The sequence below is a fragment of the Georgenia daeguensis genome (assembly GCF_039537705.1).
Lineage (GTDB): Bacteria > Actinomycetota > Actinomycetes > Actinomycetales > Actinomycetaceae > Georgenia > Georgenia daeguensis.
The window spans coordinates 161,080-185,959 of the sequence record NZ_BAABBA010000003.1; the positions used below are offsets into that span (position 1 = coordinate 161,080).

Below are 24,880 nucleotides of genomic sequence, written 5' to 3' on the forward strand. Positions count from 1 at the left end.
GGTGGCCCGGGCCGTCCGCACCTTTGCGGCGTCACTTCGTACGGGTATCCCTGACGGAGTGACGCCGCACGGTTGTCGGGCCGCCTGTCCGCGCCTCGGCCGCGCCTCGCGGTCTCCTGTGGCGTCGTCTCGTACGGGTGTCCCTGACGGAGTGACGCCACGGGCGAGCGGGCGCCCGGAGGGGCCGGCGGGAACGGTGCGCGGGCGGGGTGCGGCGGTGCGGGGGCCGGGTGGCGCGGTGCCGGGGCGGGGTGGCGCGGTGCGGGGGCCCTGCGCGCCGGCGCGGGGGCCGGACGCCGGACGCCGTCCCTGAGAGCGCCGTCACCCGGGCGCCGCGATCGCCGTGTCGGCGCCAGCGCATAGGCTGGTCGGCGTCGATCAACGGAGGGACCGTCATGGCAGAGGCCGACCGCTTCAGCGAGGGTCGTGCGCGCGAGCTCGAGCAGCAGGCCATCTCGCTCGCGAGCAAGAACGAGCGGCTCGCCCAGGCGCTCGACACCGCGCGCCAACGCCTCGTCCAGCTGCAGGAGCAGCTCGACTCGATCTCCAAGCCGCCGGGCTCCTACGGCACGTTCCTCGGCGCGCACCTGGACGAGCGCGAGGCCGACGTCTTCGTCGGCGGCCGCAAGATGCGCCTGGCCGTCTCCGCCGCCGTCCCGCTCGGCGCCCTGCACCCGGGCCAGGAGGTGCGCCTGAACGAGCAGCTCCTCGTCATCGGCGCCGGCTCGTACGAGTCCACCGGGGAGATCGTCACCGTCAAGGAGATCCTCGACGGCGACCGCGTCCTGGTCCTGGCGCGCGCCGACGACGAGCGCGTCATGCGCCTGGCCGGCCCGCTGCTGACGTCGGGCGTGCGCATCGGCGACGCCCTGACCGCGGACTTCCGCACCGGCTTCGTCTCCGAGCGCGTGGTGCGCTCCGAGGTCGAGGAGCTCCTCCTGGAGGAGGTCCCGGACACCGACTACTCCGACATCGGCGGCCTCGGCCCGCAGATCGAGCAGATCCGCGACACCGTCGAGCTGCCCTTCCTCCACCCCGACCTCTACCGCGAGCACGGCCTCAAGCCGCCGAAGGGGGTGCTGCTCTACGGCCCGCCCGGGTGCGGCAAGACGCTCATCGCCAAGGCGGTGGCCACCTCCCTGGCGACGACGGCGGAGGCCCGCCGCACCGAGCGCGACGGCGACGCGGCGGCCGGGCGGGCGGACGCCCCGCGCAGCTACTTCCTCAACATCAAGGGGCCGGAGCTGCTCAACAAGTACGTGGGCGAGACCGAGCGGCAGATCCGGGTGATCTTCGCCCGTGCCCGCGAGAAGGCCTCCCGCGGCATCCCTGTGGTGATCTTCTTCGACGAGATGGAGTCCCTGTTCCGCACCCGCGGGACGGGCGTGAGCTCCGACGTCGAGACCACGGTGGTCCCGCAGCTGCTCAGCGAGATCGACGGCGTGGAGAAGCTCGAGAACGTCATCGTCATCGGCGCCTCCAACCGCGAGGACATGATCGACCCCGCCATCCTGCGACCGGGCCGCCTGGACGTGAAGATCAAGATCGAGCGGCCCGACGCCGAGGGGGCGCGGGAGATCTTCGCCAAGTACCTCACCACGAACCTGCCGCTGCACGAGGACGAGCTGGCCCGGCACGACGGCGACCCGGCCGCGACCGTGGAGGCGATGATCGACACGGTGGTCGAGGCCCTGTACGCCACGACCGCCCAGACGGAGTTCCTCGAGGTCACCTACGCCAGCGGGGACAAGGAGGTCCTGCACTTCAAGGACTTCGCCTCCGGCGCGATGATCGCCAACATCGTCGACCGCGCGAAGAAGCGAGCGATCAAGGACCTGCTCGCCTCGGGCGGGCGGGGCCTGCGCACCGAGCACCTGCTCGCCGCTCTCGCCGCGGAGATGCGCGAGAACGAGGACCTGCCCAACACCACCAACCCCGACGACTGGGCCCGCGTGAGCGGGAAGAAGGGCGAGCGCATCACCTACCTGCGCACGCTCGGCCGCGACGCCGGAGGCTCGGCCGCGCCGTCGCCCGCCGGGCACCGCACCGGCGTCGTCGCGCTCGGCGGGGAGATGTCGGAGGACGGCATCGAGACGATCACCCCGGTCCCCGGGTACCTGTAGAGCGCGAGGGAGTTTCGTGAGCGTGCACCGCCCGATGGGCATCGAGACCGAGTACGGCCTCATCGAACCCGGCAACCCGGATGCGAACCCGATGGTGCTGTCCACTCACGTGGTCGCCGCGTACGCCTCGCACCCCGGCAGCGCCGGCCGCGGCGGCCACGTGCGGTGGGACTACGCCGGTGAGGACCCGCTGGCCGACGCCCGCGGGTTCCGCCTCGACCGCGCGGCCGCCCACCCGTCGCAGCTCACCGACGACCCGGACGCCCCGGCCCCCTCCGCCGACGACGGCGCACCCCCCGCGCCCGGTGTCCGGACCACCCACGTGCGCCGCCCGAGCGAGGCGGAGGCGGCGCTGCCGACCGCCCACAACGCCGTCCTCTCCAACGGCGCGCGGCTCTACGTCGACCACGCCCACCCCGAGTACTCCAGCCCCGAGGTCACCAACCCGCTCGACGCGGTGCGGTGGGACCGGGCCGGCGAGCTCGTCATGCGCGGCGCCATGGACGCGCTGCGCGAGGTGCCCACGCTCCCCGACGTCGTGCTGTACAAGAACAACGTCGACGGCAAGGGGGCCGCGTACGGCACCCACGAGAACTACCTCGTCGAGCGGTCCGTGAACTTCGGCGACATCATCCGCTACCTCACGCCGTTCTTCGTCACCCGGCCGGTCTTCTGCGGCGCGGGCCGCGTGGGCATCGGGCAGCGCAGCCAGATCCCGGGCTTCCAGATGTCCCAGCGCGCGGACTACGTGGAGAACGACGTCGGCCTGGAGACCACCTTCAACCGGCCGATCATCAACACCCGCGACGAGCCGCACGCCGACGCCGACCGGTTCCGGCGCCTGCACGTCATCGGCGGGGACGCGAACCTCTTCGACGTCTCCACCTACCTGAAGATGGGCACCACCTCGCTGGTGCTCTGGCTGCTCGAGGCGGGCGCGGTGCCGATGTCCCTCGACGCGCTGATGATCGCCAACCCGGTGGGGGAGACGTGGGAGGTCAGCCACGACACGACGCTGACCCACCGGCTGACCCTCTCCGACGGGCGGGAGATGACGGCGCTGGAGATCCAGCGCCAGTACCTCACCGTCGTCGCCGACGCGGTCCGCCAGGCCGCGCCCGCCACCGGGGTGGACCCGGCGACGGCGGACGTGCTCGAGCGCTGGGGCGGCGTGCTGGACCGCCTCGCCACCGACCCGGCGAGCGCGGCCGCCGAGGTCGAGTGGGTGGCCAAGAAACAGCTGCTCGAGCGCATGCGCCGCCGCGAGTCCCTGCCGTGGGACCACCCGAAGCTCCAGGCGTTCGACCTGCAGTGGTCCGACCTGCGCCCGGAGCGCTCGATCGTCGGGCGCCTCGCCGCGGCCGGCCGGGTCGAGCGCCTCGTGCCGGATGCCGACGTCGCGGCCGCCGAGCACACCCCGCCGGCGGACACCCGGGCCTGGTTCCGGGGCCAGGTGGTCTCCCGCTACCCCGGTCAGGTGGCCGGTGCGAGCTGGGAGTCTGTGGTCCTGGACGTGCCGGAGAACGAGCACCTCGTGCGGGTGCCGATGAACGACCCGCTGCGCGGCACCCGCGCGCACGTCGGGGCGCTCCTGGATCGGTCGGCCACGGCCGCCGAGCTGCTGGAGAACCTGACGGCGCCGCCGGCCTCCTAGCTCGCCGGCGACGACCGTCTCTCGCGTCGTCACCAGCGATCTGACCGAGCCGGTGCGGGCTACCGTGGCGGCATGGATCTGCAGCTGGCGGGACGTGTGGTGCTCGTCGTCGGAGGGACCGGGTTGATCGGCGCCGCGGTCGTGGAGCGCCTCCGTGCGGAGGGGGCCGTGGCGGTGGCGGCCTCGCGCGGCGGGACCGGCGGTGCCGTCCTGGACGCGCGAGACGACGCGTCCGTCTCCACGGGGATCTCGGCGCTGCTCGACGAGCACGGCCGCCTGGACGGCGTCGTCGTCACGGCGGCGCCGAGCGCGCAGACCCTCGACCCCGCGCGCAGCTCGGAGCCCGCGCAGGTGCTCGAGGCCGTGGACGCCAAGGCGCTGACCTTCCTCAGGGTCGCGAACGCCGCGCTGACGGTCATGACCGCGTCCGGCTACGGCCGGATCGTCGGGGTCTCCGGGCAGAACGCCTTCCTCACGGGAAACGTCACGGGTGCGGTGCGCAACGCGGCGCTGATCATCGCGGCGAAGAACCTCGCCGACTCCGTCGCCGGGACCGGTGTCACGGTCAACACCGTCAGCCCCGGCACGGTCCGCGAGGACCCGAGCCCCGAGGTGCAGAGCGCCGGGGCGGGGGAGGTGAGCCCCGCCGACGTCGCGGCTCTGATCGCGTTCCTCGTCTCCCCGATCGCCGGGGCCGTCTCCGGGGAGTCGATCGCCGTCGGCCACCGCGTGCGCGGAGTCACCTCGATGTGACGGTCAGAACTTCGGGGGCCGGCGACCGATGACTTCCCGACGAGTCGGGGCAGACGCTCTAGGATCGGATCACACCAAGGAGGGGAGCACGACATGGCAGAGCAGGAGCAGCGCCGTACCACCCGTCGCGACGACCCGGGCGCCGAGCCCCTCGGCCCGCCCGTGGCCGCCGCCGGGCAGGTCCGCACCCAGGAGGTCGACGACCTCCTCGACGAGATCGACTCCGTCCTGGAGGCCAACGCCGAGACCTTCGTGCAGGGTTTCGTGCAGAAGGGCGGGCAGTGACGGCCAGGCGGATCTTCGGCGTCGAGACCGAGTACGGCATCACCTGCGCCCCGCCCGCCGGGCGGGGCGCAGGCGTGAGCGGCGCCGGAATCTCCGACGCTCCTCCGTCGTCGGACGGCGCCGCAGGGGCACGTGAGGGTGCCGAGGGCGCCCGGGACGGTGGCGCGGGGCCCGCGGGCGGACCACCCGCCGTCGTCACCGCCGACGACGCCGCGCGCTACCTGTTCCGCAAGGTGGTCCAGTGGGGCCGCTCCTCCAACGTCTTCCTCCGCAACGGCGCCCGGCTCTACCTCGACGTCGGGTCCCACCCGGAGTACGCCACCGCCGAGTGCGACGACGTCCGCCAGCTCGTGGCCAACGACCGTGCCGGCGAGGCGATCCTTGATGAGATGACGGAGGACGCCAACGCACTCCTCGCCGAGGAGGGGGTGCCGGGAACCATCCACCTGTTCAAGAACAACGTCGACTCGGCCGGCAACTCCTTCGGCTGCCACGAGAACTACCTCGTGCGCCGTCGCCGCGACTTCCAGGCCATGGGTGAGGCGCTGATCCCGTTCTTCATCACCCGGCAGATCCTCACGGGCGCCGGCCACATCCGGGCGCGGGCAGGCGGGGGCGCGTCCTACGCGTTCTCCCAGCGTGCCGACCAGATGTGGGACGCCATGAGCTCGGCGACCACCCGGTCCCGGCCGATCATCAACACCCGCGACGAGCCGCACGCAGACGCCGACCTGTACCGCCGCATGCACGTGATCGTCGGCGACTCCTCGGTGGCGGAGACGACGACCATGCTCAAGGTCGGGATGACCGATCTGCTGCTCGGCATGCTCGAGGACGGCGTGCGCGTGCGGGACCTCGCGCTGGCCGAGCCGATGCGCGCCATCCGTGAGATCTCCCACGACATGACGGCGACCAGTCCCGTCGAGCTGGCCAGCGGCCGGCGGATGAGCGCGCTGCAGATGCAAGAGGAGTTCCTCGCCCGGGTCACCGCCTACCTCGACTCGACCGGGCAGACGGCGGAGCTCACGGACGTCCAGCGGCGGGTGCTGGAGCTGTGGGAACGGGGCCTGCGCGCCCTGCGCGAGCAGGACCCGACCCTGGTCGAGACCGAGCTCGACTGGGCGATCAAGGGCCGGCTCCTGGACCGCTACCGCTCCAAGCACACCCTCGGCCTCGACGACCCGCGTGTGGCGCGGCTGTCGCTGGCGTACCACGACATCTCGCCGCAGCGGGGCCTGGCCACCACCCTCGCCCGGCGCGGGCTCATGGCCCGCGTCACCACGGACGAGGAGATCGCCGACGCCGTGGTGAACCCGCCGGCCAGCACACGCGCGCGCCTGCGCGGGGAGTTCGTGGCCGCCGCGCAGGAACGGCGCCGCGACATCACCGTGGACTGGGTCCACCTGAAGATCAACGACGCCGCCCAGCGCACCGTGGTGCTGAAGGACCCGTTCTCCCCGGTCGACGAGCGCGTCGACGCCCTGCTGGCCGCGCTGCGCGTCTGAGCGGCGCGCCGCCGTCCCGGGCGGGGGAGCGCGGGGCGCCCGCCGGGCTCGACGTAGGCTGCTGGGGTGAAGTTTGACCTGACGAACCGCCGGCGCGGAGCCCGGAGCCGGATCGCGGCGCTCGTGGCGCTGCTGCTGACGTCGGTGCTCCTCGTCGCGTGCACCGAGGACCCGGTCAAGAACGAGGAGGAGGTCGCCGGGGTGACCGTCTCCGGCGCCTTCGGGTCCGTGCCGGTGGTGACCTTCGACCCGCCGCTGCCGCTGGAGGACGCGACGGTCGAGACCCTGATCGAGGGGGACGGGCGCGAGCTCGTCGAGGGCGCACCCATCCTGCTGAGCCTGACCGCCTACGACGGCGACGACGGCGGCCTGGTGGAGGGCCGCGACGTCGGCATCGCCCGGACCCTGATGCTCACCCCCGAGGACGTCGGCGAGGATCTCTTCCCGGTGCTCTCCGGCGCCCGGGAGGGCAGCCGGCTCCTCGTGCAGCAGCCGATCGAGGAGGACGGCGAGGAGCGCATGCTCGTCCTCGTCCTCGACGCGCTGTACACGCAGGCCCGCGGGGAGGCCGTCGCGCCGCGCGACGGGCTGCCCGCGGTCACCCTCGGCGACGACGGCGCCCCCTCGATCGCCGTGCCGGACGCCGAGCCGCCGGCCGCGCTCGTCGTGGCCCCGCTGATCCGGGGCGAGGGCCAGCAGGTCCGGCCGGGGCAGGACGTGACGGTGCAGTACACCGGGGTCGAGTGGGAGTCCGGCGAGCCGTACGACTCCACCTGGGAGGGCGGCAAGGTGCCGCAGACCGTCCGGCTGGACGAGACCATCGACGGGCTGCGCGACGGCCTGGTCGACCAGCCCGTCGGGTCCCAGGTGCTGCTCGTGATCCCGCCCGGGCAGGCGCACGGCACGGACACGCTCGTGCTCGTCGTCGACATCCTCGCCGCCTCCGGCGGGGACGAGGGGTCCGTGGTCGGCGGGGCCGAGGGAACCGCGCCGGCGACGGAGGGGCCCGTGACGGAGGGGCCGACGGCGGAGGGGACCCCCGCCGGCTGACCTCGCCGGGGGACGCCGGGCGGCTGGCCCCGGGGGACGCCCGGGCGGCTGGCCCCGGGCTTCTGGCCCTGGACGTCTGGCCCCGCCCGTTGAGCCCGCCGGGCGCGCGCCGCTCAGCGGATGCGCCGCAGGAGGCACTCAGCCGGTGCGGAGGACCAGGTCCGCGGTCGAGCGCGCGTCGCGCGCGACGAGGAGAGCCTGCTCCTGGGCGGCCCACTCGTCCCACAGGTTCCCCCACGTGCCGGCGTCGCGCGCCATGGCCCGGGCCCTGCGCACGTCCTCCGGCGCCTCGAGCCACACCAGCACGTCGACGAACGGCGCGCAGATCGCCGAGCCGGCGCCGCAGCCCTCGACGACCAGCACGCGCGGCAGCGGCGCACCCGGCGCGGGCACCGTGAGCACCCCGTCCACGCGCCCGGCGTGCCAGTCGTAGCGCCGCACCGAGCCCGCCTGGCCGCGCGAGAGCGGCTCCAGGACGCCGGCGGCCACGGCGCCGAGCCCCACGGCGAGGCCGTGCCAGCCGCGGTAGGCCTCCTCCAGCGCGAGCACGACGACGGCCCCCGGCGCGCCCAGCCCGGGCTCGGCGGCGAGCCGGCCGGCCAGGTCGGCCGCCAGGTCGGACTTCCCCGACCCCGAGCGGCCGTCGATCGCGACCACGACGGGGCCGCGCCGCGCCCCGACGGCCGGACCACCCGCGCCGTGGGAGTCGGGTGCGGCGCCGCCGCGGCTCGCGCGCCTCGCGAGCGCCGCACGCACCAGCGGGACGACGGTCTCGCCGTCGGGACGTGGCGTTCGTCGCGGTTCGTGGGCGGTCATGACGGTCGACGCTACCGGCCGGATAGCCTCTACCGTGCGGCGCGTGAGGGTCAGGTGGCCGCGGAGGAGGAACTGATGACTGTCGCGGTCCGCGTCATCCCCTGCCTGGACGTGGCGGACGGGCGCGTGGTCAAGGGCGTGAACTTTCAGGGGCTGCGCGACGCCGGCGACCCCGTCGAGCTCGCGCGGCGCTACGACGCCGAGGGCGCGGACGAGATCACCTTCCTCGACGTCTCCGCCTCCGCCGAGGCCCGGGCCACCACGATGGAGGTGGTCTCGCGCACCGCCGAGCAGGTCTTCGTGCCGCTGACCGTGGGCGGCGGCGTGCGCTCCGTGGAGGACGTCTCTCGCCTGCTCAAGGCCGGGGCTGACAAGGTGGGCGTCAACACCGCCGCGATCGCCCGCCCCGAGCTCATCAGCGAGATCGCGGAGCGGTTCGGCCGTCAGGTGCTCGTGCTCTCCGTGGACGCCCGCCGCTGCCAGGGCGACACCGTCACCCCCTCCGGCTACGAGGTCACCACGCACGGCGGCCGCACCGGCACCGGCATCGACGCCGTGGAGTGGGCGGAGCGGGGCGCCGAGCTCGGCGCCGGCGAGATCCTCCTGAACTCGATGGACGCGGACGGCACCACCGGCGGCTTCGACCTGCAGATGCTCGACGACGTCCGCTCGCGCGTGAACGTCCCGCTGATCGCCTCCGGCGGCGCCGGCACCGCCGAGCACTTCACCCAGGCCGCCCGGCACGGGGCCGACGCGGTGCTGGCGGCGTCGGTCTTCCACTTCGGCACACTGACGGTCGGCCAGGTCAAGGACGAGATGCGCGCCGCGGGCCTCGAGATCCGCTGAAGATGAGGCCGTCCGCGTGAGGACCCCCATCTGCGCTGACGACGGACGGTTCGACGGCTGTCCTCGGCCCAGAAGGCGGTCCTCACGTGGTCAAGGCCTGGCGCTGTGCCGAGGTGACCTTCGGCCCTCGCGGGTGCCGGGCGGGCCTGCGTAGCGTGGGGAGCAGGTGGACGACCCGAGGGAGGTCCACATGGCACACGAGGTGCGCGAGCGCCCCGCCGTCGGCGCGCGGCGGTTCGGCTACACGATCGCGGTGGTGGTCAACGCGGCGATGCTCTACGCGATCAACGTCGCGCCCGGCTGGCAGGTGCTGCCGTTCCTGACGGCTGACACCGCCCTCGTCCTCGGCGCGGTGAACGCCTCGATCGCGGTGGGGCTCGTGGCCAACGCCCTCTACGTCGTCCACGACCCGCTCTGGTTCCGGGCGCTCGGCGATCTCGTCACCACTGTCGTCGGCCTCGTCGCCGTGGTGCGGCTGTGGCAGGTCTTCCCGTTCGACTTCGGCGACGCGACGTTCGACTGGGAGCTGGTCGCGCGCTGGGTCGTGGGGCTCGGGATCTTGGGCAGCGTCATCGGGATCGTGGCGGCGCTGGTCGCCCTGATTCGGGCGGTGGCACACTCGGCCGCCGGCGCCGCGCCGAGAATGTCCTAAGTGCCCGTCCGGACGCGCCGATGAGCCCTTAGGGCATTCTCGACGTGGGCGTGGGCGTGGGCGTGGGCGTGCGCGTGGGCGTGGGCGTGGGCGCCGACGGGGGCGCGGCCGGCAGGTGCGCCAGCACCTCCGGCGGCTCGCCCGTGTGGACCACCGTCAGCGCGGACGTGGGCCGGGTCAGCGCCACGTACAGGTCGTTGAGCCCGCGCTCCGCCGCGAGGATCTCGGCCGGCTCGGCCGCGACCACCGCGTCGAACTCGAGGCCCTTGGCCTCGGCGGGGGAGAGGACGACGACGCCGGCGCGCAGGTCCACCGCCCCCGCCCGGGTGCCCAGCGTCGCCGCGAGCTCGGCGACGCGGCCGGTGGCGGCGACCACCCCGGTCCGGTCCCCTCGACCGAGCGCCTCCTCGACGACGGCCGCGACGGCGTCGTCCAGCCCGCCGGCCGGGGCGATCACCCGGACGGGGACGGCGCCCGTGGACCGCGCGCACAGCGGGGGCCGGGCGGCGGGGTCCAGAGCGCGGAGCACCGGGACCGCCGCGTCCATGATCTCGCGCGGGGTGCGGTAGCTGACGGTAAGCTCCGCCCGCCGGACCCGCGCGGAGGTGTGCGGGGCGAGCGCCGCCTCCCAGTGCTCCACCGCGGTCGGGCCGGAGGCCTGGTGCACGTCGCCCACCACGGTCATCGACCCCGCCGGGCAGCGCCGGAACAGCGCGCGCCACGTCATCGCGGAGAGCTCCTGCGCCTCGTCGACGATCACGTGCCCGTACACCCACGTGCGGTCCTCGGCCGCCCGCTCGGCGAAGCTGCGCCGGTCCGTCTCGGCGTGGCGCCGGGCGAGCTCGTCGTCGCTGAGCAGCGCACCGGCGCTCACGGCGTCGCCGTCGCCCTCCTCGACGAGCAGGTCGTTCGCGCGGAGCACCTGGCGTGCGAAGCGGGCGTTCTCCCGCCGCCTGGCCGCCTCCCGCGCGCGGGCGGCCGAGTCGTCCACGCCGAGCAGCTCGGCCGCCTCGTCGAGCAGCGGGACGTCGGCGACGCACCACCCCCGGCCCATGTCGCGGCGCAGCAGCGCGCGCTCGTCGCGTGTGAGCAGCCCCGCCGAGGCGGAGGCCAGCAGCGCGGGATCGGTGTAGAGGTCCCGGAGCAGGGCCTCCGGGCTCAGCTCCGGCCAGAGCTCCTCCAGCACGGCCGCCACGCGCGGGTCCGCGAGCAGGTCGCGCTCCACGAGCGGCAGCTCGTGCGCGGCGGCGAGCCCGTCGATCTCGCTGCCCGCGGCGTTCACGCGGCCGGGGACGGCGTCCGGGTTCCGCGCCAGCGACGCGTCGACGGCGGCGAGCTCGTCCTCAAGCCCCTCCTCGACGTCCTGCAGCAGCCGGTACCCCGCCCCGATCACCTCCAGCGCCAGCGCGGTGACCACCTCGGCGCGGAAGTGGCGCCGGGCCTCGTTGTGCGAACGCCCGGAACGGCGGGCCCGGTCGGCCGCCGCCTCGAGGAGGTGAGTGGGCAGGTGGTGCTCATCGCCCTCGAAGGTCACGACGACGTCCTGGCCGGACCCCTGCCGGGCGCGGACCGCCCGGGCGAGGACCTCCGCCATCACGACGTCGCCCTTGAGTCGCTCCACCGCCGGGTCCTCGCGCCGGGCGGCGACGACCCCGGGGACCAGCGCCTCGGGCGTGGTGAGCACCACCTGCGTCTCCCCGAGGGAGGGCAGGACCTGCTCGATGTAGTCCAGGAAGGTCGGCGTGGGGCCGACCACGAGCACGCCCCGCGCGGTGATCGAGGGCTGGGCGTAGAGCAGGTAGGCCGCGCGGTGCAGCGCCACGGCCGTCTTCCCGGTGCCGGGCCCGCCCTGGACGACCAGCACGCCGTCCGAGCCGGCGCGCACGATCTCGTCCTGCTCCACCTGCAGGGTGGTGACGATGTCCTTCATCCGGCCGGTGCGGTGCTCCGCGAGGGCGGCCATGAGCGCGCCCTCGCCCTGCAGCCGGACGCTGCCGCGCGCGGCGTCGAGGTCGAGCAGCTCGTCCTCGAGCGCCTCCACCCGGCGGCCGGCGGTGCGCAGGTGCCGGCGGCGGAGCACGCCGTGGCTGTCCGCGGGCGTGGCGACGTAGAACGGCCGCGCGCCGGGGGCGCGCCAGTCCAGCAGCAGCGGGGTGCGCTCGGGCGCGGGCGCGCGCAGACCGGTCCGGCCGACGTAGCGCACCTGCCCGTCGTCAGGTCCAGCCGGCCGAAGCACAGGCCGTTCTCCGCGTGGTCCAGGGCGACGGCGCGCTCGGTGAGCCGGTCCACGCGCGCCTCGCGGTCGACGAGGTCACGGGCGGAGGCGCCGCGCTCGCGCAGGGTGGTGGCCAGCTCGGCGGCGACCTCGGCGCGCAGCTCGTCCACCCGGGCGTACAGCCGGTCGAGGTTGTGCTGCTCACGCTCGAGCTCCGTCATGTGCCCCCTTTCGTGGGGTTCGGTCCGACGAGGGCCACCGGAGGTGACGCGGCCACCGGAGGTGACGCGGCACCGGAGGCGGCGCGCCGTCGAGGCTACCCGTCCGCCGGCTGGCAGCATCTGGCGCTCGTGAGCATCACTTCGCCGCCGCTGACCCCCGCCCTCGGCGCGCGGGTGCTGCGGGCGGCCGCCGACCCGTGGCAGCGGACGCTCGGCCCGGTCCTCGTCGCCTTCGCCCTCATGGCCGCCGTCGGCATCGCCTTCGACACCGTCGCCTGCACGCCCGCCTCGCCGTGCGGACCGGACCACGTGGGTGCGGCCGGCTTCGGGCTGCTGCTGGCCTCGGTGCCCGTGGTCCGGGTGTCCGGGCCGGTGGGCGTGGGCGCCGGCGTCGTAGCCGTGGCGGTGGGGCTCGCCACCAGCGGCCTCAACCCGACCGGGTCGGCCGCGGTGGTCGGCACCCTGGTGGTGTACCTCGCCGCCCTGGTCTGGGCCGCGCGGCGTCGCAGCCTGCTGCACCGGGCGCCGCGGGGCCTGCTCATCGAGGCGGGTGCTCCGACGCTCGCCCCCGCCTCGCTCGGCGTCCGGCCGGGCCGCGCCCGCTGGCCCCGCCGGCCGCTGGCCGCGGCCGCGGCGCTCGCCGTCGGCGCGGCCGCCCTCGTCTGGTACGGCGTGGAGCTCGGCCGGGACGCCGCCGCCGAGGAGGCGGCCGCACCCGTCGTCGTGGGCACGGTCGCCGCCCACGTGGACGAGTTCGTCATCGCCGTCTCGGTCCCCGGCCGTCCCGGCACCACCGAGATCGACACGCTGGAGGCGGCTCAGTACCCCGTCGGTTCGCGGCAGCCCGTGTGGGTGCTCCCGGAGGACGACATGCGCCTGCTCGCCGAGCCGTACGACGGGACCGCGCTGGACGTGCCCGGTGCCGCCGCCGGCGCTCTCGCCGTCGCCCTGGTCGCCGCGGCCGCCAGGCAGCGCCGCGAGCGCGCGGCGTTCGACGCTCAGCCGCAGCCGGTGACCACGGCGCTCGCCCGTCGGTCCCTCGACGACGGCGCGCTCCTCTACCCGGCGGCGAGCGGCACAGGTGCGGTGCCCCTCCTGGACCTGCCTCCATCCAGCCCTTTCCTCGCTGACGGGCCACCCGACGAGGACCGCCCCACCGCGCGCGACCATGCGGCGCAGGACGCGACGGAGGACGAGGAGCTCTGGCCGGACGAGGAGCTCCCGCCGCTCGAGCCCGTGACCGTCGTCGGGGTGCCCGCGCCGGGCCACTGGGTGGCGACCCGCTGGTCCGACGGCGCGGTGGACGGACCCGTGCGCGCCGTGCGCGACGAGTCCCAGCTGCCGGCCGGTGCGGACGACGAGGTGGACGAGCTGGTGCTGCGCGGGTTCTCCCCGAGCGATCTCGCCCCGCGCGACCGGACGGGCGTGGTGATGCAGGGCGAGCACCGGGTGCCGGTCTGGGCCCAGCTCGTGCGGGTCGCCCTGGCTCTGCTCCTGACCGCCGTCGGAGACCCGTTGCTCGACCTGGTGCTCGGCTGGACCGGGCTCGGGGCCCGCGCCGTGGCCGCGCTCGCCGGCCTCGTCGCGCTGGAGCTCACCTGGCGGTTCGCCGCCCGTCCGCGCCTGAGCTGGGACGGCGCGGGGGTCCGGGTGGTCGGCCCGCTGGGCCCGCAGCTGCTCGTCCCGTGGGCGGCGCTGCACGGGGCGGTCGCGGAGGGCCGCGAGCTTCATCTGGTGCTGGCACCCCGTCCCGAGCGGCTCGAGGCCGGCGGAGGCCCCGAGACGGGCGGCGACGAGGGCGGGGACCACGCGTCCGACGACGACGGCGAGCTCCTCGACGTGGTCGACGTCGACGCCGCCGACCCCCGCCACCGTGCGCTGCACGCCGGCTGGCGCACCGCGACCCAGCTTCGTGCCGTGCTGCTCTCCGCCCGCCGGTACGCCACCGGGGGAGCGGCGAGCACCGGGGGAGCGGCGAGCGCCGGGGGAGAGATCGCCGCCGAGCCGGCGCCGCGGCGTCCCTGGAGCGTGCTCGCGATCTGGGCCCTCGTCGTCGTCGCCTCGCACCTCTACGGCTGACGGGTGGTCACCGCGTGCGGCGGACCCCCAGGGTCGCCGTCGCGTCGCCGTCCCAGTCGCCGACCAGGACCGTGTCGCTCGCGCGCCCGTAGGCGAGCACCAGGTCGGCCGAGCCGCCCGCGATCGTGTTCTTCACGTGGTAGATGTTCCCGCGGCGCACGGCGAGCGAGCTGCCCCCCTGCCCGTCCCAGTCCCCGGAGAGGACGACGTCGTCGGGCCGGCCGTAGTACACGACCGTGTCCGCAGGCCCGGCGGAGATGGAGTTCTTGATGTGGTACTCCCGGCCGCGGCGCACCGCGAAGGTGTCGTCACCGTCGCCGTCCCAGTCGCCGACGAGCACCTCGTCACCGGCTCGGCCGTAGACCACCACCTGGTCGGCGGGCCCGCCGGAGACGGAGTTCTTCACGTGGTAGACGTTCCCGCGGCGCACGGCGAGGCTGTCCACGCCGTCGCCGTCCCAGTCGCCGACCAGCACGACGTCGTCCGCGCGGCCGTAGGCGAAGACCTGGTCCGCGGTCCCGCGGAGGCTGTTGGCGACGTAGAAGACGTTCCCGCGGCGCACCGCCACGGTGTCCTGGCCGTCGCCGTCCCAGTCGCCCACGTAGGCGGTGTCGCCGGCCGTGCCGTACGCGAAGACGTGGTTCGCCGACGCGCTCCAGGCGTCGTTGAGATAGAAGGTCACCGAGCCGTCGGTGCCGGGCTGGGGGACAGGCTGCGGCTCGGCGGGCCCCGGCGCGGGGGCCGGGACGGTCAGCGCGGTCGAGGCCGCGCCGGCGAACTGCCCGACGCGCGCGGTGACGCGGGCGTCGAACGTCCCGGTCGCGGGCACGGTGACCGTGGCGCGGGTGCTGGCCGAGACCGTGTCCGCGGCCACGCTCCACGAGCCGCCGGCGGGCCGGACTTCGAGGACGTAGTCCGTCGGGGCCACCAGGGACCCGGCCGGGGCCGCCCACGAGAAGGTCGCCGACGTCCCGCTCCGGGACGTCAGCGCCAGGCCGGTCGGCGCACCGGCGGTGAGCGAGGCGCCCATCGTCAGGACGCGGTTGCCGGCCGACCGGGCGTCGGTGACCGCGCCGGCGGCGGCGCCGTCGAGGGCGGCCTCGACCTGCGACGGCGTGGCACCGGGGTGCTGGCCCAGGTACACGGCCGCCGCGCCGGCGACGTGCGGGGCTGCCATCGACGTGCCCGACATGATGGTGTAGTAGCCGGCCTGGAGATCCAGGGACGCGATCTCCTGACCGGGCGCGAAGACGTCCAGGCATGCGCCCCAGTTGGAGAAGGACGCCCGGGTGTCGCCGGAGGCGGTGGCGCCGACCGTGTAGGAGCTCGGGGCACGGGCCGGGGAGCTGCCGCACGCGTCACGGTTCTCGTTGCCGGCGGCCACGGCGACGAACAGGCCCGCCTGGGTGGCCGAGGCGACGGCGGCGTCGAGGGCGTAGTCCGGCACCTCGGTGCCGAAGCTGAGGTTGAGCACGCCCGGCGTGCCGGCCGGGTGGTTGGCCAAGATCCAGTCGATCCCGGCGAGCACGGTCGAGGTGCTGCCGTAGCCGAGGCAGTCGAGGACCCGCACGGGCACGACCGTGGCGCCCTCGGCGACCCCGAAGGTCTGGCTCGCGACCGTGCCGGCGACGTGGGTGCCGTGGCCGTGGCAGTCGGAGGTGCCGCCGCCGACCGCGGAGTAGCCGGAGGCCAGGCGGGTCAGGTCGGTCTGGGTGGTGACCACGCCGGTGTCCAGGACGTACACGCGCACGCCGAGCCCGGCGGAGGAGGACTCCATGTACTGGCCGTCGAGCGGGAGCGTGCGCTGGTCGACGCGGTCCAGGCCCCACGACATCGTCGCCCCCGCGGCGCCGACCCGGCCGGCGGGCCCGGCCGGCTCCGCGGGCTCGCTGAGCGTCACGGGGTTGTCCGGCTGGACGACGGCGACGCCGGGGACGTCCGCCACCTGGTCGACCTCGGCGCCGTCCAGCGTCACGGCGAACCCGTCGACCGCGTCGGCGAACTCGGCGTCGGGCTCGACGCCCATCCCGTCGAGGGCGGCCCGGACCTCGTCCTGCGAGCCGGCGTCGACGCGCACGATCCAGCTCTCCTCCTCCGCCGGCCGGGCCGAGGTCGGTGCGGCGACGAGCACCGGGCCGACCAGTGCGGCCGCGGCGGCGGCCAGGAAGGGCTTCACGAGGCGCAACGCGGTGTCCTTTCGACAGCGACCGCGCGTGGCCGCCGGTCTGTGGTTGCCGAGTCTTCCGGAGATCACGGCGGAACGGGTCCGTTTCGGTCGACCTCGCCGCCCAGCCGCCCTCGGCGGCACCGGCGCGGCACGCTCGGTCAGCGCGCAGCCAGGTACCGGTCGACGACCTCGTCCCGGCCGAGCACCTCGACCTCCGCGACCTCGTCGCGCCCGAGGGCGTGCAGCGCCAGCTCGACCGGGTCTCCCAGGACGACGACGGCGTCGCGGCCGCGGTGCACCACGCGCCGCGGCCCGCCCGGAACCACCTGCACCACGCCGACCGGGCTGGAGCGGTGGGCCATCCGCGCGAGCGGGCCGAGTCGCTCCCACACGGCCCGCACCAGGTCGGTCGGCAGGATGCGCGGCTCCGCCGGCTCGGCGCCGGCGCGGCGGACGTCCTCGTGGTGGACGACGTACTCGAGGAGGTGGGCGGCGTCGCCGGCCCAGCCCACCGGCGACCAGGGCGGGATGCCGGCGGCGAACCGGTCGACCAGGGCGCGGTAGCCCTCCGGCGTGCGGGCGCCGTCGGCCAGTCGGCCCTGGAACCGCTCGCTCCCCGGCGCCCGGCGCTCGAGGACGTCGAGCCCGCGGCGCAGCGGCATGTGCTCGCGCTCCACCAGGTGGGCGACCAGGTCGCGGACCGTCCAGCCCTCGCACAGCGTCGGCGCGTCGGGGTCCGCAGCGCGCAGGGTCTCCACGAGCGCCGCGCGCTCGTCCTCCATCCAGGCCATTCGGTGTCCTTCCTCGGTCGCGTCCGCTCACACCGTGCCACGACGGCGGGGACGGCGCGTTCTGTGCGAGGATCGACGCCAGCCCACGGACCGCCGGAAGGACCAGCTGTGCCCGTCCCAGCGCAGGAGGACGCGTCCTCGCGCCGTCACGACGGACCCCGCCCCTACGCCCTTCCGGGCGGCACCCTGCGCCGGAGCCTCGCCCTGATCGCGCGCGGCATCGCCGACTCCCGGCGCGCGTCCGCGGTCGCCATCCTCGCCGCCGCCGTATACGGCGTGGGCACCGTCGCCTCCGGCTGGCTGCTCGGCCGGATCACGGACGGCGTCATCGCCCCGGCCCTGACCGACCGGGTGCTCGACCCCGCACGGCTCTGGGGCGCCGGCGCGGTCCTGCTGCTCGTCGGGCTCGTCACCGCGGCCAGCGTCGCGCTCCGCCGGATCTACGGCGGCCGGGCCTCCTTCGAGGTCCAGGCGGCCCACCGGCTGCGCGTCACCCGCCAGTACCTGCGCCTGCCGGTCAGCTGGCACCGCCGGCACCCCACCGGGCAGCTGCTCTCCAACGCGAACGCCGACGCGGAGGCCGCCGCGGGCGTCTTCTTCCCGCTGCCGTTCGCCCTCGGCGTCGTCGTGATGATGGTCGTCGCCGCCGTCGCGATGTTCCTGGCCGACCCGCTCCTCGGCCTGATCGGCGTCGCCGTGCTGCCGCTCGTGGTCGCCGCCAACGCGGTCTTCCGGCGGCGCATGACCCCCGCGGCCACCCACTCCCAGCGGCTGCGCGCCAAGGTCTCCGACGTCGCCCACGAGAGCTTCGAGGCGGCGCTGCTGGTCAAGAGCCTCGGGACCGCCGACGTCGAGCAGACGCGCTTCGCTGGCGCCACGGACGAGCTGCGCGACGCCAACGTCACCATGGGGCGGATCCGCTCCGTGTTCGACCCCGTCATCGAGCTGCTGCCCTCCGCGGCCACCCTGGTGGTCATCGCCGTCGGGGCGCTGCAGGTGCGGGCGGGCCACGCCCGCACGGGCGACGTCGTCACCGTGGCGTACCTGCTCACCGTCATGACGATGCCCATCCGCTCGATCGGCTTCGTGCTGGGCGAGCTGCCGCGCTCCCTCGTGGGGCACGAGCGCATCGCCCGCGTCGTCGACGCCACCGGCGCCCTGCCGGCCGGGCGCGCACGGCTGACGGGCGACGGCGGCCTCGACGTCCGCCTCGAGCACGTGACCGTCACCGTGCCCACCCGGGTGGCCGAGGGCGGCGACGGCGAGCCCGCCGGCCACCCCGGCGACGTGCCCGGCACCTCGGACCTGCTGCACGACGTCTCGCTGGCCGTCCCGCCGGGACGGACGGTCGCGCTGGTCGGCTCCACCGGCTCCGGGAAGTCCACCCTGACCGCCGTCGTCGCCCGCCTCCTGGACCCCACACGCGGGCGGGTGCTCCTCGACGGCACGGACGTCCACGACCTCGACCCGGCGGCGCGCACCGCCGCCGTCGCCCTGGTGAGCCAGTCCACGTTCGTCTTCGACGACACGGTGCGCGGCAACGTCACCCTCGACGACGGCGGCCGATTCGACGACGAGCAGGTCTGGGCCGCGCTGCGCACCGCCCGCGCGGACGGGTTCGTCCGCGCCCTGCCGCAGGGCCTCGACACCCTCGTCGGCGAGCGCGGCGCAACGCTCTCGGGCGGCCAGCGGCAGCGCCTCGCAATCGCCCGCGCCCTCGTGCGCCGGCCGCGGCTGCTGATCCTCGACGACGCCACCTCCGCCGTCGACCCCGTCGTGGAGCAGGAGATCCTCGCCGGGCTCGGGGCGACGACGAGCGGCACGGGGCCGTCCGTGCTCCTGGTCGCCTACCGCACGTCGACCATCGCGCTGGCGGACGTGATCGTCCACCTCGAGGGCGGGTCGGTCGTCGACACCGGCACGCACGACGAGCTTCTCGAGCGGGACCCGGGCTACCGCGAGCTCGTCACCGCCTACGCCGCCCGCACCGCCGAGCGCGAGGCCGAGCGGGCGGAGCGCGGCCGATGAGCTCGCAGATCTCCTCCGCGTCGGAGCTGGGCGTCGTCGCGACCGTGCGTCGGGGCCTGCAGCTGTCCCCGGCGATGGTCGAGGGCCTGCGCGTGACCCTGCTGCTCTCCGTCGTCGCGACTCTCGGCCGCGTGGTCGTCCCCGTCGTGGTCCAGCAGGCCACCGACTTCGGCATCCTCGCCCCGGGCGGGCCGGACGTCGCCCGCGTGGCCTGGCTGTGCCTCGCCGGCCTGCTGGTGCTCCTGGTGACCGGGCGGGTCAGCGCCGTGGTGAACGTCCGGCTGTACCAGGCCAGCGAGACGGGCCTGGCCCAGTTGCGGGTGCAGACCTTCCGCCACGTCCACGACCTCTCGACGCTGACGCAGTCGGCCGAGAAGCGGGGCTCGCTGGTCTCGCGCGTGACCTCCGACGTCGACACCATCTCGATGTTCGTCCAGCGCGGCGGGCTCATGCTGATCCTCAACGCGGGTCAGCTGCTGCTGGCCAGCGTCGCGATGTTCGTCTACTCCTGGCGCCTCGCCCTGCTCGTGTGGCTGTGCTACCTGCCCATGGTGCTGCTCGCGCCCCGTGCCCAGCGGGCCGTCTCCGCCGCGTACGGCGGGGTGCGGGTCAAGGTCGGCGGCATGCTGTCGGCGATCTCGGAGTCCGTCGTCGGCGCCGAGACGATCCGGGCCTTCGGCGCCGCCGACCGCACCCAGGAGCGCATCGACCGCTCCGTGCGCGCCCACCTCGGCCAGGCCGTCCGCGCGCAGACCTACGTCGCGCTGGCCTTCTCGACCGGGGTCGTGCTCTCCGCCGTCGCGCTGGCGGCCGTCGTCGTCGCCGGCACCTACCTCGGGGTGCGGGGCGACATCTCCGTCGGGACGCTCCTCGCCTTCCTCTTCCTCGTGCAGATGTTCACCGGCCCCGTGCAGAACGCCACCGAGGTGCTCAACGAGCTCCAGAACGCGGTGGCCGGGTGGCGCCGGGTCATCGCCGTGCTCGAGACGCCCGTGGATGTCACCGACCCGGCCGGCGCGCCCGCCCGCCCCGTCGCGCGCGACACGTCCCCGCACCACTCGCCCCGCGCGGCCCGGGTGGAGTTCCGGGGCGTGCGCTACGCGTACCCGGGCGGCCCCGAGGTGCTCCACGGCGTGGACCTGGTGATCGAGCCGGGCACCCAGGTCGCGGTGGTCGGGCAGACCGGGTCGGGCAAGACCACCCTCGCCAAGCTCCTCGCGAGGCTGATGGACCCCACGGCCGGCCGCGTCCTCCTCGACGGCACGGACCTGCGCGACCTGCCGCTCGCCGACCTGCGCGACCGCGTGGTCCTCGTCCCGCAGGAGGGCTTCCTCTTCGACACCACGATCGGGGCGAACCTCGCCTACGGCCCGGTCGCCCGCTCCCCGGAGGAGGTCCGCGCCGCCGTCGCCGACCTCGGGCTGGGCGGCTGGGTGGCGACCCTGCCGGCCGGGCTGGACACCCCGGTCGGCCAGCGCGGGGAGTCGCTCTCCGCGGGCGAGCGCCAGCTCGTCGCCCTCGGGCGGGCGTACCTGGCCGACGCGGACCTGCTGATCCTCGACGAGGCGACCTCCGCCGTCGACCCGGCGACCGAGACAAGGATCAACCGGGCCCTGGACCGGCTCACCCGCGGGCGCACCTCCGTGACGATCGCGCACCGGCTCTCCACCGCGGAGGCCGCCGACCTGGTGGTGGTCGTCGACGAGGGCCACGTGGTCGAGGTGGGCGGACACCACGAGCTGGTCGACGCGGGCGGCACCTACGCGCGCATGTACGGCTCGTGGGTGGCGCAGACCCGCTGACCCGTCACGTGCTCGGTGAGACGCCACGTGCTCGGCGTCACCCGCTCGGCGAGCCGCCGAGCGTCAGGACCTCACGAGATCGCGATAGTGGTTCCAATCAGGCGGTTCCATGAACCAGATTCTCGATCTCGCTGGCCCGCCCCGCTCGGGCGGACGCGGCGGACGGTGCCGGGGCGGGTCGTGGCAAGATCGTCCGGTGCCCGCGAACACCTCCCTCGACCCCGACATCGCCGCCCGTCTCAAGCGGGACGAGCACGGCCTGGTCTGCGCCGTCGTCCAGCAGCACGACACCGGCGAGGTGCTCATGGTCGGCTGGATGGACGACGAGGCGCTGCACCGGACGCTGACCACCGGCCGCGCGACCTACTGGTCCCGGTCGCGCCAGGAGTACTGGCGCAAGGGCGACACCTCCGGGCACACCCAGCACGTGAGGTCCGTCGCCCTGGACTGCGACGGCGATGCCGTCCTGGTCCGCGTGCACCAGGTCGGCGCGGCCTGCCACACCGGCACCCGCACCTGCTTCGAGGCCGGGGGAGACCTCGGCGCCGTCGTCGGGGAGCAGGCGTGAGCGGGGCGACGGCGGCCGGTCCCGGCGCCGCGGGCACGGCGGCCTCCGTCCGCTGGGGCGAGACGTGGCCGGAGCTGCCGGCGTTCCGGCAGATGGCGGCCGACCGGCGCGTCATCCCCGTGGTGCGGCGCCTCCTCGCCGACGACGTCACGCCCGTGGGTCTGTACCGCCAGCTGGCGGGCGGGCGGCCGGGCACCTTCATCCTCGAGTCCGCGGAGCACGACGGCGCCTGGTCGCGCTGGTCCTTCGTCGGCGTCGCGTCCCGGGCCACCCTCACGAGCCGGGACGGCCACGCCCGGTGGACCGGCGACGTCCCGGTCGGCATCCCCGCCGAGGGACCGGTGCTCGAGGTGCTCGCCACCACCCTGGAGAAGCTGCGCACCCCGGCCGTGCCCGGCCTGCCGCCCCTGACCGGCGGGCTGGTCGGCTCGCTCGGCTGGGACGTCCTGCGCCAGTGGGAGCCGACCCTGCGCGCGACCGCCCCGGTCGAGCACGACACCCCCGAGGTGGCGCTGTGCCTGGCCACGGACATGGCGGCCGTGGACCACCACGACGGGTCGGTGTGGCTCATCGCCAACGCCGTGAACTTCGACGACACCCCCGAGCGGGTGGACGAGGCCCACGCCGACGCCGTCGCCCGCCTGGACGCCATGGAGGCCGCGCTGACCGCGCCGGCCGCCAGCGCCGCCGCCGTGCACGAGCCGACCACGGAGCCCGAGCTGCGCTTCCGCACCCCCCGCGCCGACTTCGAGAACGCGGTGCTCGCGGCGAAGCAGGCCATCGTCGACGGCGAGGTCTTCCAGGTGGTGCTGTCCCAGCGCCTCGACATCGACTGCGCGGCCGACCCGCTCGACGTGTACCGGGTGCTGCGCACCATCAACCCGAGCCCGTACATGTACTACCTCCAGCTCGACGACGGCGCGGGCGACGGCGAGGGGTTCGCCGTCGTCGGCTCCAGCCCCGAGACGCTCGTGCGGGTCCAGGACGGGCAGGTCACCACGTTCCCGATCGCCGGCTCCCGCCCTCGTGGGGCGACGCCGGCGGAGGACCGGGCGCTGGCGGAGGAGCTGCTCGCGGACCCGAAGGAGCTCTCCGAGCACGTCATGCTCGTCGACCTCGCCCGCAACGACCTGGCGAAGGTCTGCCGGCCGGAGACGGTCGAGGTGGTCGAGCTCATGGAGATCAAGCGCTTCAGCCACATCATGCACATCTCCTCCACGGTGGTCGGGCGGCAGCGGCCCGGCGTCACCGCGCTGGACTGCCTCACCGCCACGTTCCCCGCGGGCACGCTCTCCGGGGCCCCCAAGCCGCGGGCGATCGAGCTCATCGACGCCCTCGAGCCCGCCCGCCGCGGCGTGTACGGAGGGGTGATCGGCTACCTCGACCTCGCCGGCAACGCAGACCTCGCCATCGCGATCCGCACCGCGGTCATCCACCGCGGTACGGCCTCCGTGCAGGCCGGCGCCGGGATCGTGGCGGACTCCGACCCGGCGACCGAGTACGAGGAGACGCGCAACAAGGCCGCCGCCGCGGTGCGCGCGGTGCAGGTCGCGGCCGGGCTGCGTCCGGCCGCCGGCTCCGGTCCGGCCGCAGGCTCCCGTCCCGCCGTCGGGGCTGGCGCCGCGGGGCCCGGGGCATGACGGTCCCGCGGCGCAGGCACGTGGTCGTCGCCGTGCTCGCGCTCGGCGTGCTGCTGCTGGCGTGCGGCTCGGCCGGCTGGGCGCACGGCGAGGTGTCGACCGTGCTCGGTCCCCGCGAGGTCTCCGTCTCCGGCTCCTCCGCGGCGCCCGGTGTCGGGGCGGCGGCGCTCGTCGTCGGGGCTGCCGCACTGGCGGCCGCGATCGGCCGGCGGGTCGGCGCCGTGATCGCCGGCATCGCGCTCGTCTGCGCCGCCGTGCTGGTGGCGGCCTCCGTGGTGGGCTTCCTGGGCGACCCGGCGGCGCCGCTGGAGGCGGCTGCCGGCGAGATCAGCGGAGTGCCCGAGCTGACCGGCGAGGCGCGGACCGCGGTCTGGCCCTACGTCACCCTCGTCCTCGCCGTGGCCGTGGCCGGTGCGGGGGTCGTCACGCTGCTGGCCGGCCGTTCGTGGCAGAGCGCCGGCCGGCGGTTCGAGCGGCCGGCGACGGCGGGACCGAGGTCGGCGGCCAGCGCGGCGACCGACGAGCGGGACCGGGCCATGGACGACTGGGACGCGCTCGGCCGGGGCGAGGACCCGAGCGCGGGCACCGACGGTGCGGGACCCGGCACCGGCCCGCGTGCCTGAGACGTTTCCGGGCGGGCTGAGCCGATAGGCTGTCCGTCGATCCGTTCAACCGAGGAGCACAACCATGGTCCAGACCCCCGAGCCGCACACCTACTCGCTGCCTGCGGCCGCACCGTACTCGAACCACGGCCGGACCAAGGCCGCGTGGGTGCTGATGCTGGGCGTCTGCCTCGGGTTCCTCCTCGCCGGGGTCGGGCTGATCATCAGCAACGACGCGATCGTGATCGCCAGCATCGTCATCACCGTCGCCGCGGTCGTCAGCTCGGTCATCATGCGCGGCATGGGCCTGGGGCAGCCGGTTCCCCGTGCAGGGGACGAGACGGAGAAGAAGGACTGGTACAGCGCCTGAGGGCGATCGGGGGGCTCTCGGCCTGAGGCCCGACCGACCACGACGGCGCCCGAGGTGCCGGTACCGACAGACCGACGAACCCGGGAGCTCCGTGCCTCCCCGGATGGAGGACGCATGAGCGCCGACGACCAGCAGCCCCGCTACGGGCAGAACCCCGACCCGCGCGAGAGCGCACAGCCCGGCCGCGCCGCGCCGGACCACGGCCAGCCCCCGGCCGTGCCGCAGTACGGCCAGACCGCGCCGCAGTACGGCCAGACCGTGCCGCAGTACGGCCAGACCGTGCCGCAGTACGGCCAGCCGCCGGCCGCCCCGCAGTACGGGTCGGGCTACGGCGCGCAGTACGGCTACGGCCAGGCGCCGTTCGGCGCGCCCTCGAGCGAGAAGAACAGCCTCGGGACCATCGCCCTGGTGCTCGGCATCATCGGCATCCTGGCCTTCTGGATCCCGATCCTCGCCATCGGCCTCGGCATCGCGGCGACGGTCCTCGGTGCGAAGGCGAAGAACGCGGTGCAGGCCGGCATCGCCACCAACGGCGGCGCCGCCCGCGCCGGTTTCGTGCTCGGCATCGTGGCCATCGTCGTCGGCGTGATCTTCTGGATCGTCAGCGCCGCACTCGTCTTCTCGGAGCTCGGCACGGGGGTCTGACACCCGCCGCCTGCGGTGGCCGCCGGGCGGCCCGCGAGCTCCGCACCGGTGCCCGGTGCGCCAGTCCT

Annotated in this window: 20 protein-coding genes; 16 read left to right on the forward strand and 4 right to left on the reverse strand. The window is 75.2% G+C overall.

Annotated elements, in window-relative coordinates:
- Positions 1 to 395: 395 nt before the first annotated feature.
- From arc to ABD774_RS04125, 6 genes are all read left to right on the forward strand, one after another.
- A complete protein-coding gene (arc, locus tag ABD774_RS04100) occupies positions 396 to 2,123 on the forward strand; it encodes a proteasome ATPase (RefSeq protein ID WP_345037966.1) in 1,728 nt (575 codons plus the stop codon).
- Between the two features lie 16 nt (positions 2,124 to 2,139).
- On the forward strand, positions 2,140 to 3,777 hold the full coding sequence (dop, locus tag ABD774_RS04105; RefSeq protein ID WP_345037968.1) for a depupylase/deamidase Dop: 1,638 nt from the start codon (positions 2,140 to 2,142) through the stop codon (positions 3,775 to 3,777).
- 72 nt (positions 3,778 to 3,849) lie between these two features.
- Positions 3,850 to 4,530, forward strand: coding sequence for an SDR family NAD(P)-dependent oxidoreductase (locus tag ABD774_RS04110; RefSeq protein ID WP_345037970.1), 681 nt, complete (start codon positions 3,850 to 3,852; stop codon positions 4,528 to 4,530).
- Positions 4,531 to 4,623: 93 nt separating this feature from the next.
- Positions 4,624 to 4,815, forward strand: coding sequence for a ubiquitin-like protein Pup (locus tag ABD774_RS04115; RefSeq protein ID WP_345037972.1), 192 nt, complete (start codon positions 4,624 to 4,626; stop codon positions 4,813 to 4,815).
- Positions 4,812 to 6,320 (forward strand): Pup--protein ligase, encoded by a 1,509-nt coding sequence (gene pafA, locus ABD774_RS04120; protein ID WP_345037974.1) that lies wholly within the window; start codon positions 4,812 to 4,814, stop codon positions 6,318 to 6,320. Before ABD774_RS04115 ends, pafA begins: the two co-directional genes overlap by 4 nt.
- Before the next feature lie 66 nt (positions 6,321 to 6,386).
- Positions 6,387 to 7,370, forward strand: coding sequence for an FKBP-type peptidyl-prolyl cis-trans isomerase (locus ABD774_RS04125; RefSeq protein ID WP_345037976.1), 984 nt, complete (start codon positions 6,387 to 6,389; stop codon positions 7,368 to 7,370).
- A gap of 138 nt (positions 7,371 to 7,508) precedes the next feature.
- On the opposite strand, the gene ABD774_RS04130 is transcribed toward ABD774_RS04125, so the two are convergent.
- On the reverse strand, positions 7,509 to 8,186 hold the full coding sequence (locus ABD774_RS04130; RefSeq protein WP_345037979.1) for a nucleoside/nucleotide kinase family protein: 678 nt from the start codon (positions 8,184 to 8,186) through the stop codon (positions 7,509 to 7,511).
- A 75-nt stretch (positions 8,187 to 8,261) separates the two neighbouring features.
- Between ABD774_RS04130 and hisF the strand changes: the two genes are divergently transcribed.
- Together hisF and ABD774_RS04140 are read left to right on the forward strand one after the other, a co-directional pair.
- Positions 8,262 to 9,032 carry an imidazole glycerol phosphate synthase subunit HisF gene (gene hisF / locus ABD774_RS04135; protein ID WP_345037981.1) on the forward strand — a complete coding sequence of 257 codons (771 nt, stop codon included), beginning with the start codon at positions 8,262 to 8,264 and terminating at the stop codon, positions 9,030 to 9,032.
- 190 nt (positions 9,033 to 9,222) lie between these two features.
- Complete coding sequence (locus ABD774_RS04140; RefSeq protein WP_345037983.1) at positions 9,223 to 9,684, forward strand: hypothetical protein; 462 nt, start codon at positions 9,223 to 9,225, stop codon at positions 9,682 to 9,684.
- A gap of 28 nt (positions 9,685 to 9,712) precedes the next feature.
- Here the strand turns inward: ABD774_RS04140 and ABD774_RS04145 are convergent, their stop codons facing one another.
- A complete protein-coding gene (locus tag ABD774_RS04145) occupies positions 9,713 to 11,920 on the reverse strand; it encodes a HelD family protein (protein ID WP_345037985.1) in 2,208 nt (735 codons plus the stop codon).
- 14 nt (positions 11,921 to 11,934) lie between these two features.
- On the opposite strand from ABD774_RS04145, the gene ABD774_RS04150 reads away from it, so the two are divergent.
- Positions 11,935 to 14,199 (forward strand): hypothetical protein, encoded by a 2,265-nt coding sequence (locus ABD774_RS04150; protein WP_345037987.1) that lies wholly within the window; start codon positions 11,935 to 11,937, stop codon positions 14,197 to 14,199.
- A 7-nt stretch (positions 14,200 to 14,206) separates the two neighbouring features.
- Here the strand turns inward: ABD774_RS04150 and ABD774_RS04155 are convergent, their stop codons facing one another.
- Together ABD774_RS04155 and ABD774_RS04160 are read right to left on the reverse strand one after the other, a co-directional pair.
- The gene (locus ABD774_RS04155) at positions 14,207 to 16,375 is read right to left on the reverse strand and encodes a S8 family serine peptidase (protein WP_345038268.1); all 2,169 of its coding nucleotides are present in this window, start codon (positions 16,373 to 16,375) and stop codon (positions 14,207 to 14,209) included.
- 149 nt (positions 16,376 to 16,524) lie between these two features.
- Positions 16,525 to 17,157, reverse strand: coding sequence for a TIGR03085 family metal-binding protein (locus tag ABD774_RS04160; RefSeq protein WP_345037989.1), 633 nt, complete (start codon positions 17,155 to 17,157; stop codon positions 16,525 to 16,527).
- A 108-nt stretch (positions 17,158 to 17,265) separates the two neighbouring features.
- On the opposite strand from ABD774_RS04160, the gene ABD774_RS04165 reads away from it, so the two are divergent.
- From ABD774_RS04165 to ABD774_RS04195, 7 genes are all read left to right on the forward strand, one after another.
- The gene (locus tag ABD774_RS04165; protein WP_345037991.1) at positions 17,266 to 19,185 is read left to right on the forward strand and encodes an ABC transporter ATP-binding protein; all 1,920 of its coding nucleotides are present in this window, start codon (positions 17,266 to 17,268) and stop codon (positions 19,183 to 19,185) included.
- The gene (locus ABD774_RS04170) at positions 19,182 to 20,987 is read left to right on the forward strand and encodes an ABC transporter ATP-binding protein (RefSeq protein WP_345037993.1); all 1,806 of its coding nucleotides are present in this window, start codon (positions 19,182 to 19,184) and stop codon (positions 20,985 to 20,987) included. The genes ABD774_RS04165 and ABD774_RS04170 overlap by 4 nt, the downstream gene beginning before the upstream one ends.
- 196 nt (positions 20,988 to 21,183) lie before the next feature.
- Positions 21,184 to 21,555, forward strand: a complete 372-nt coding sequence (hisI, locus tag ABD774_RS04175) for a phosphoribosyl-AMP cyclohydrolase (protein ID WP_345037995.1) — start codon at positions 21,184 to 21,186, stop codon at positions 21,553 to 21,555.
- A gap of 92 nt (positions 21,556 to 21,647) precedes the next feature.
- Entirely contained in the window at positions 21,648 to 23,195 is a 1,548-nt protein-coding gene (locus ABD774_RS04180; RefSeq protein ID WP_425554468.1) for an anthranilate synthase component I, read from the forward strand.
- On the forward strand, positions 23,192 to 23,818 hold the full coding sequence (locus ABD774_RS04185; RefSeq protein ID WP_345037999.1) for a Trp biosynthesis-associated membrane protein: 627 nt from the start codon (positions 23,192 to 23,194) through the stop codon (positions 23,816 to 23,818). The genes ABD774_RS04180 and ABD774_RS04185 overlap by 4 nt, the downstream gene beginning before the upstream one ends.
- Before the next feature lie 64 nt (positions 23,819 to 23,882).
- Positions 23,883 to 24,167 (forward strand): HGxxPAAW family protein, encoded by a 285-nt coding sequence (locus ABD774_RS04190; protein ID WP_345038002.1) that lies wholly within the window; start codon positions 23,883 to 23,885, stop codon positions 24,165 to 24,167.
- A 114-nt stretch (positions 24,168 to 24,281) separates the two neighbouring features.
- On the forward strand, positions 24,282 to 24,812 hold the full coding sequence (locus ABD774_RS04195; RefSeq protein WP_345038004.1) for a hypothetical protein: 531 nt from the start codon (positions 24,282 to 24,284) through the stop codon (positions 24,810 to 24,812).
- The last annotated feature ends 68 nt before the right edge of the window (positions 24,813 to 24,880 follow it).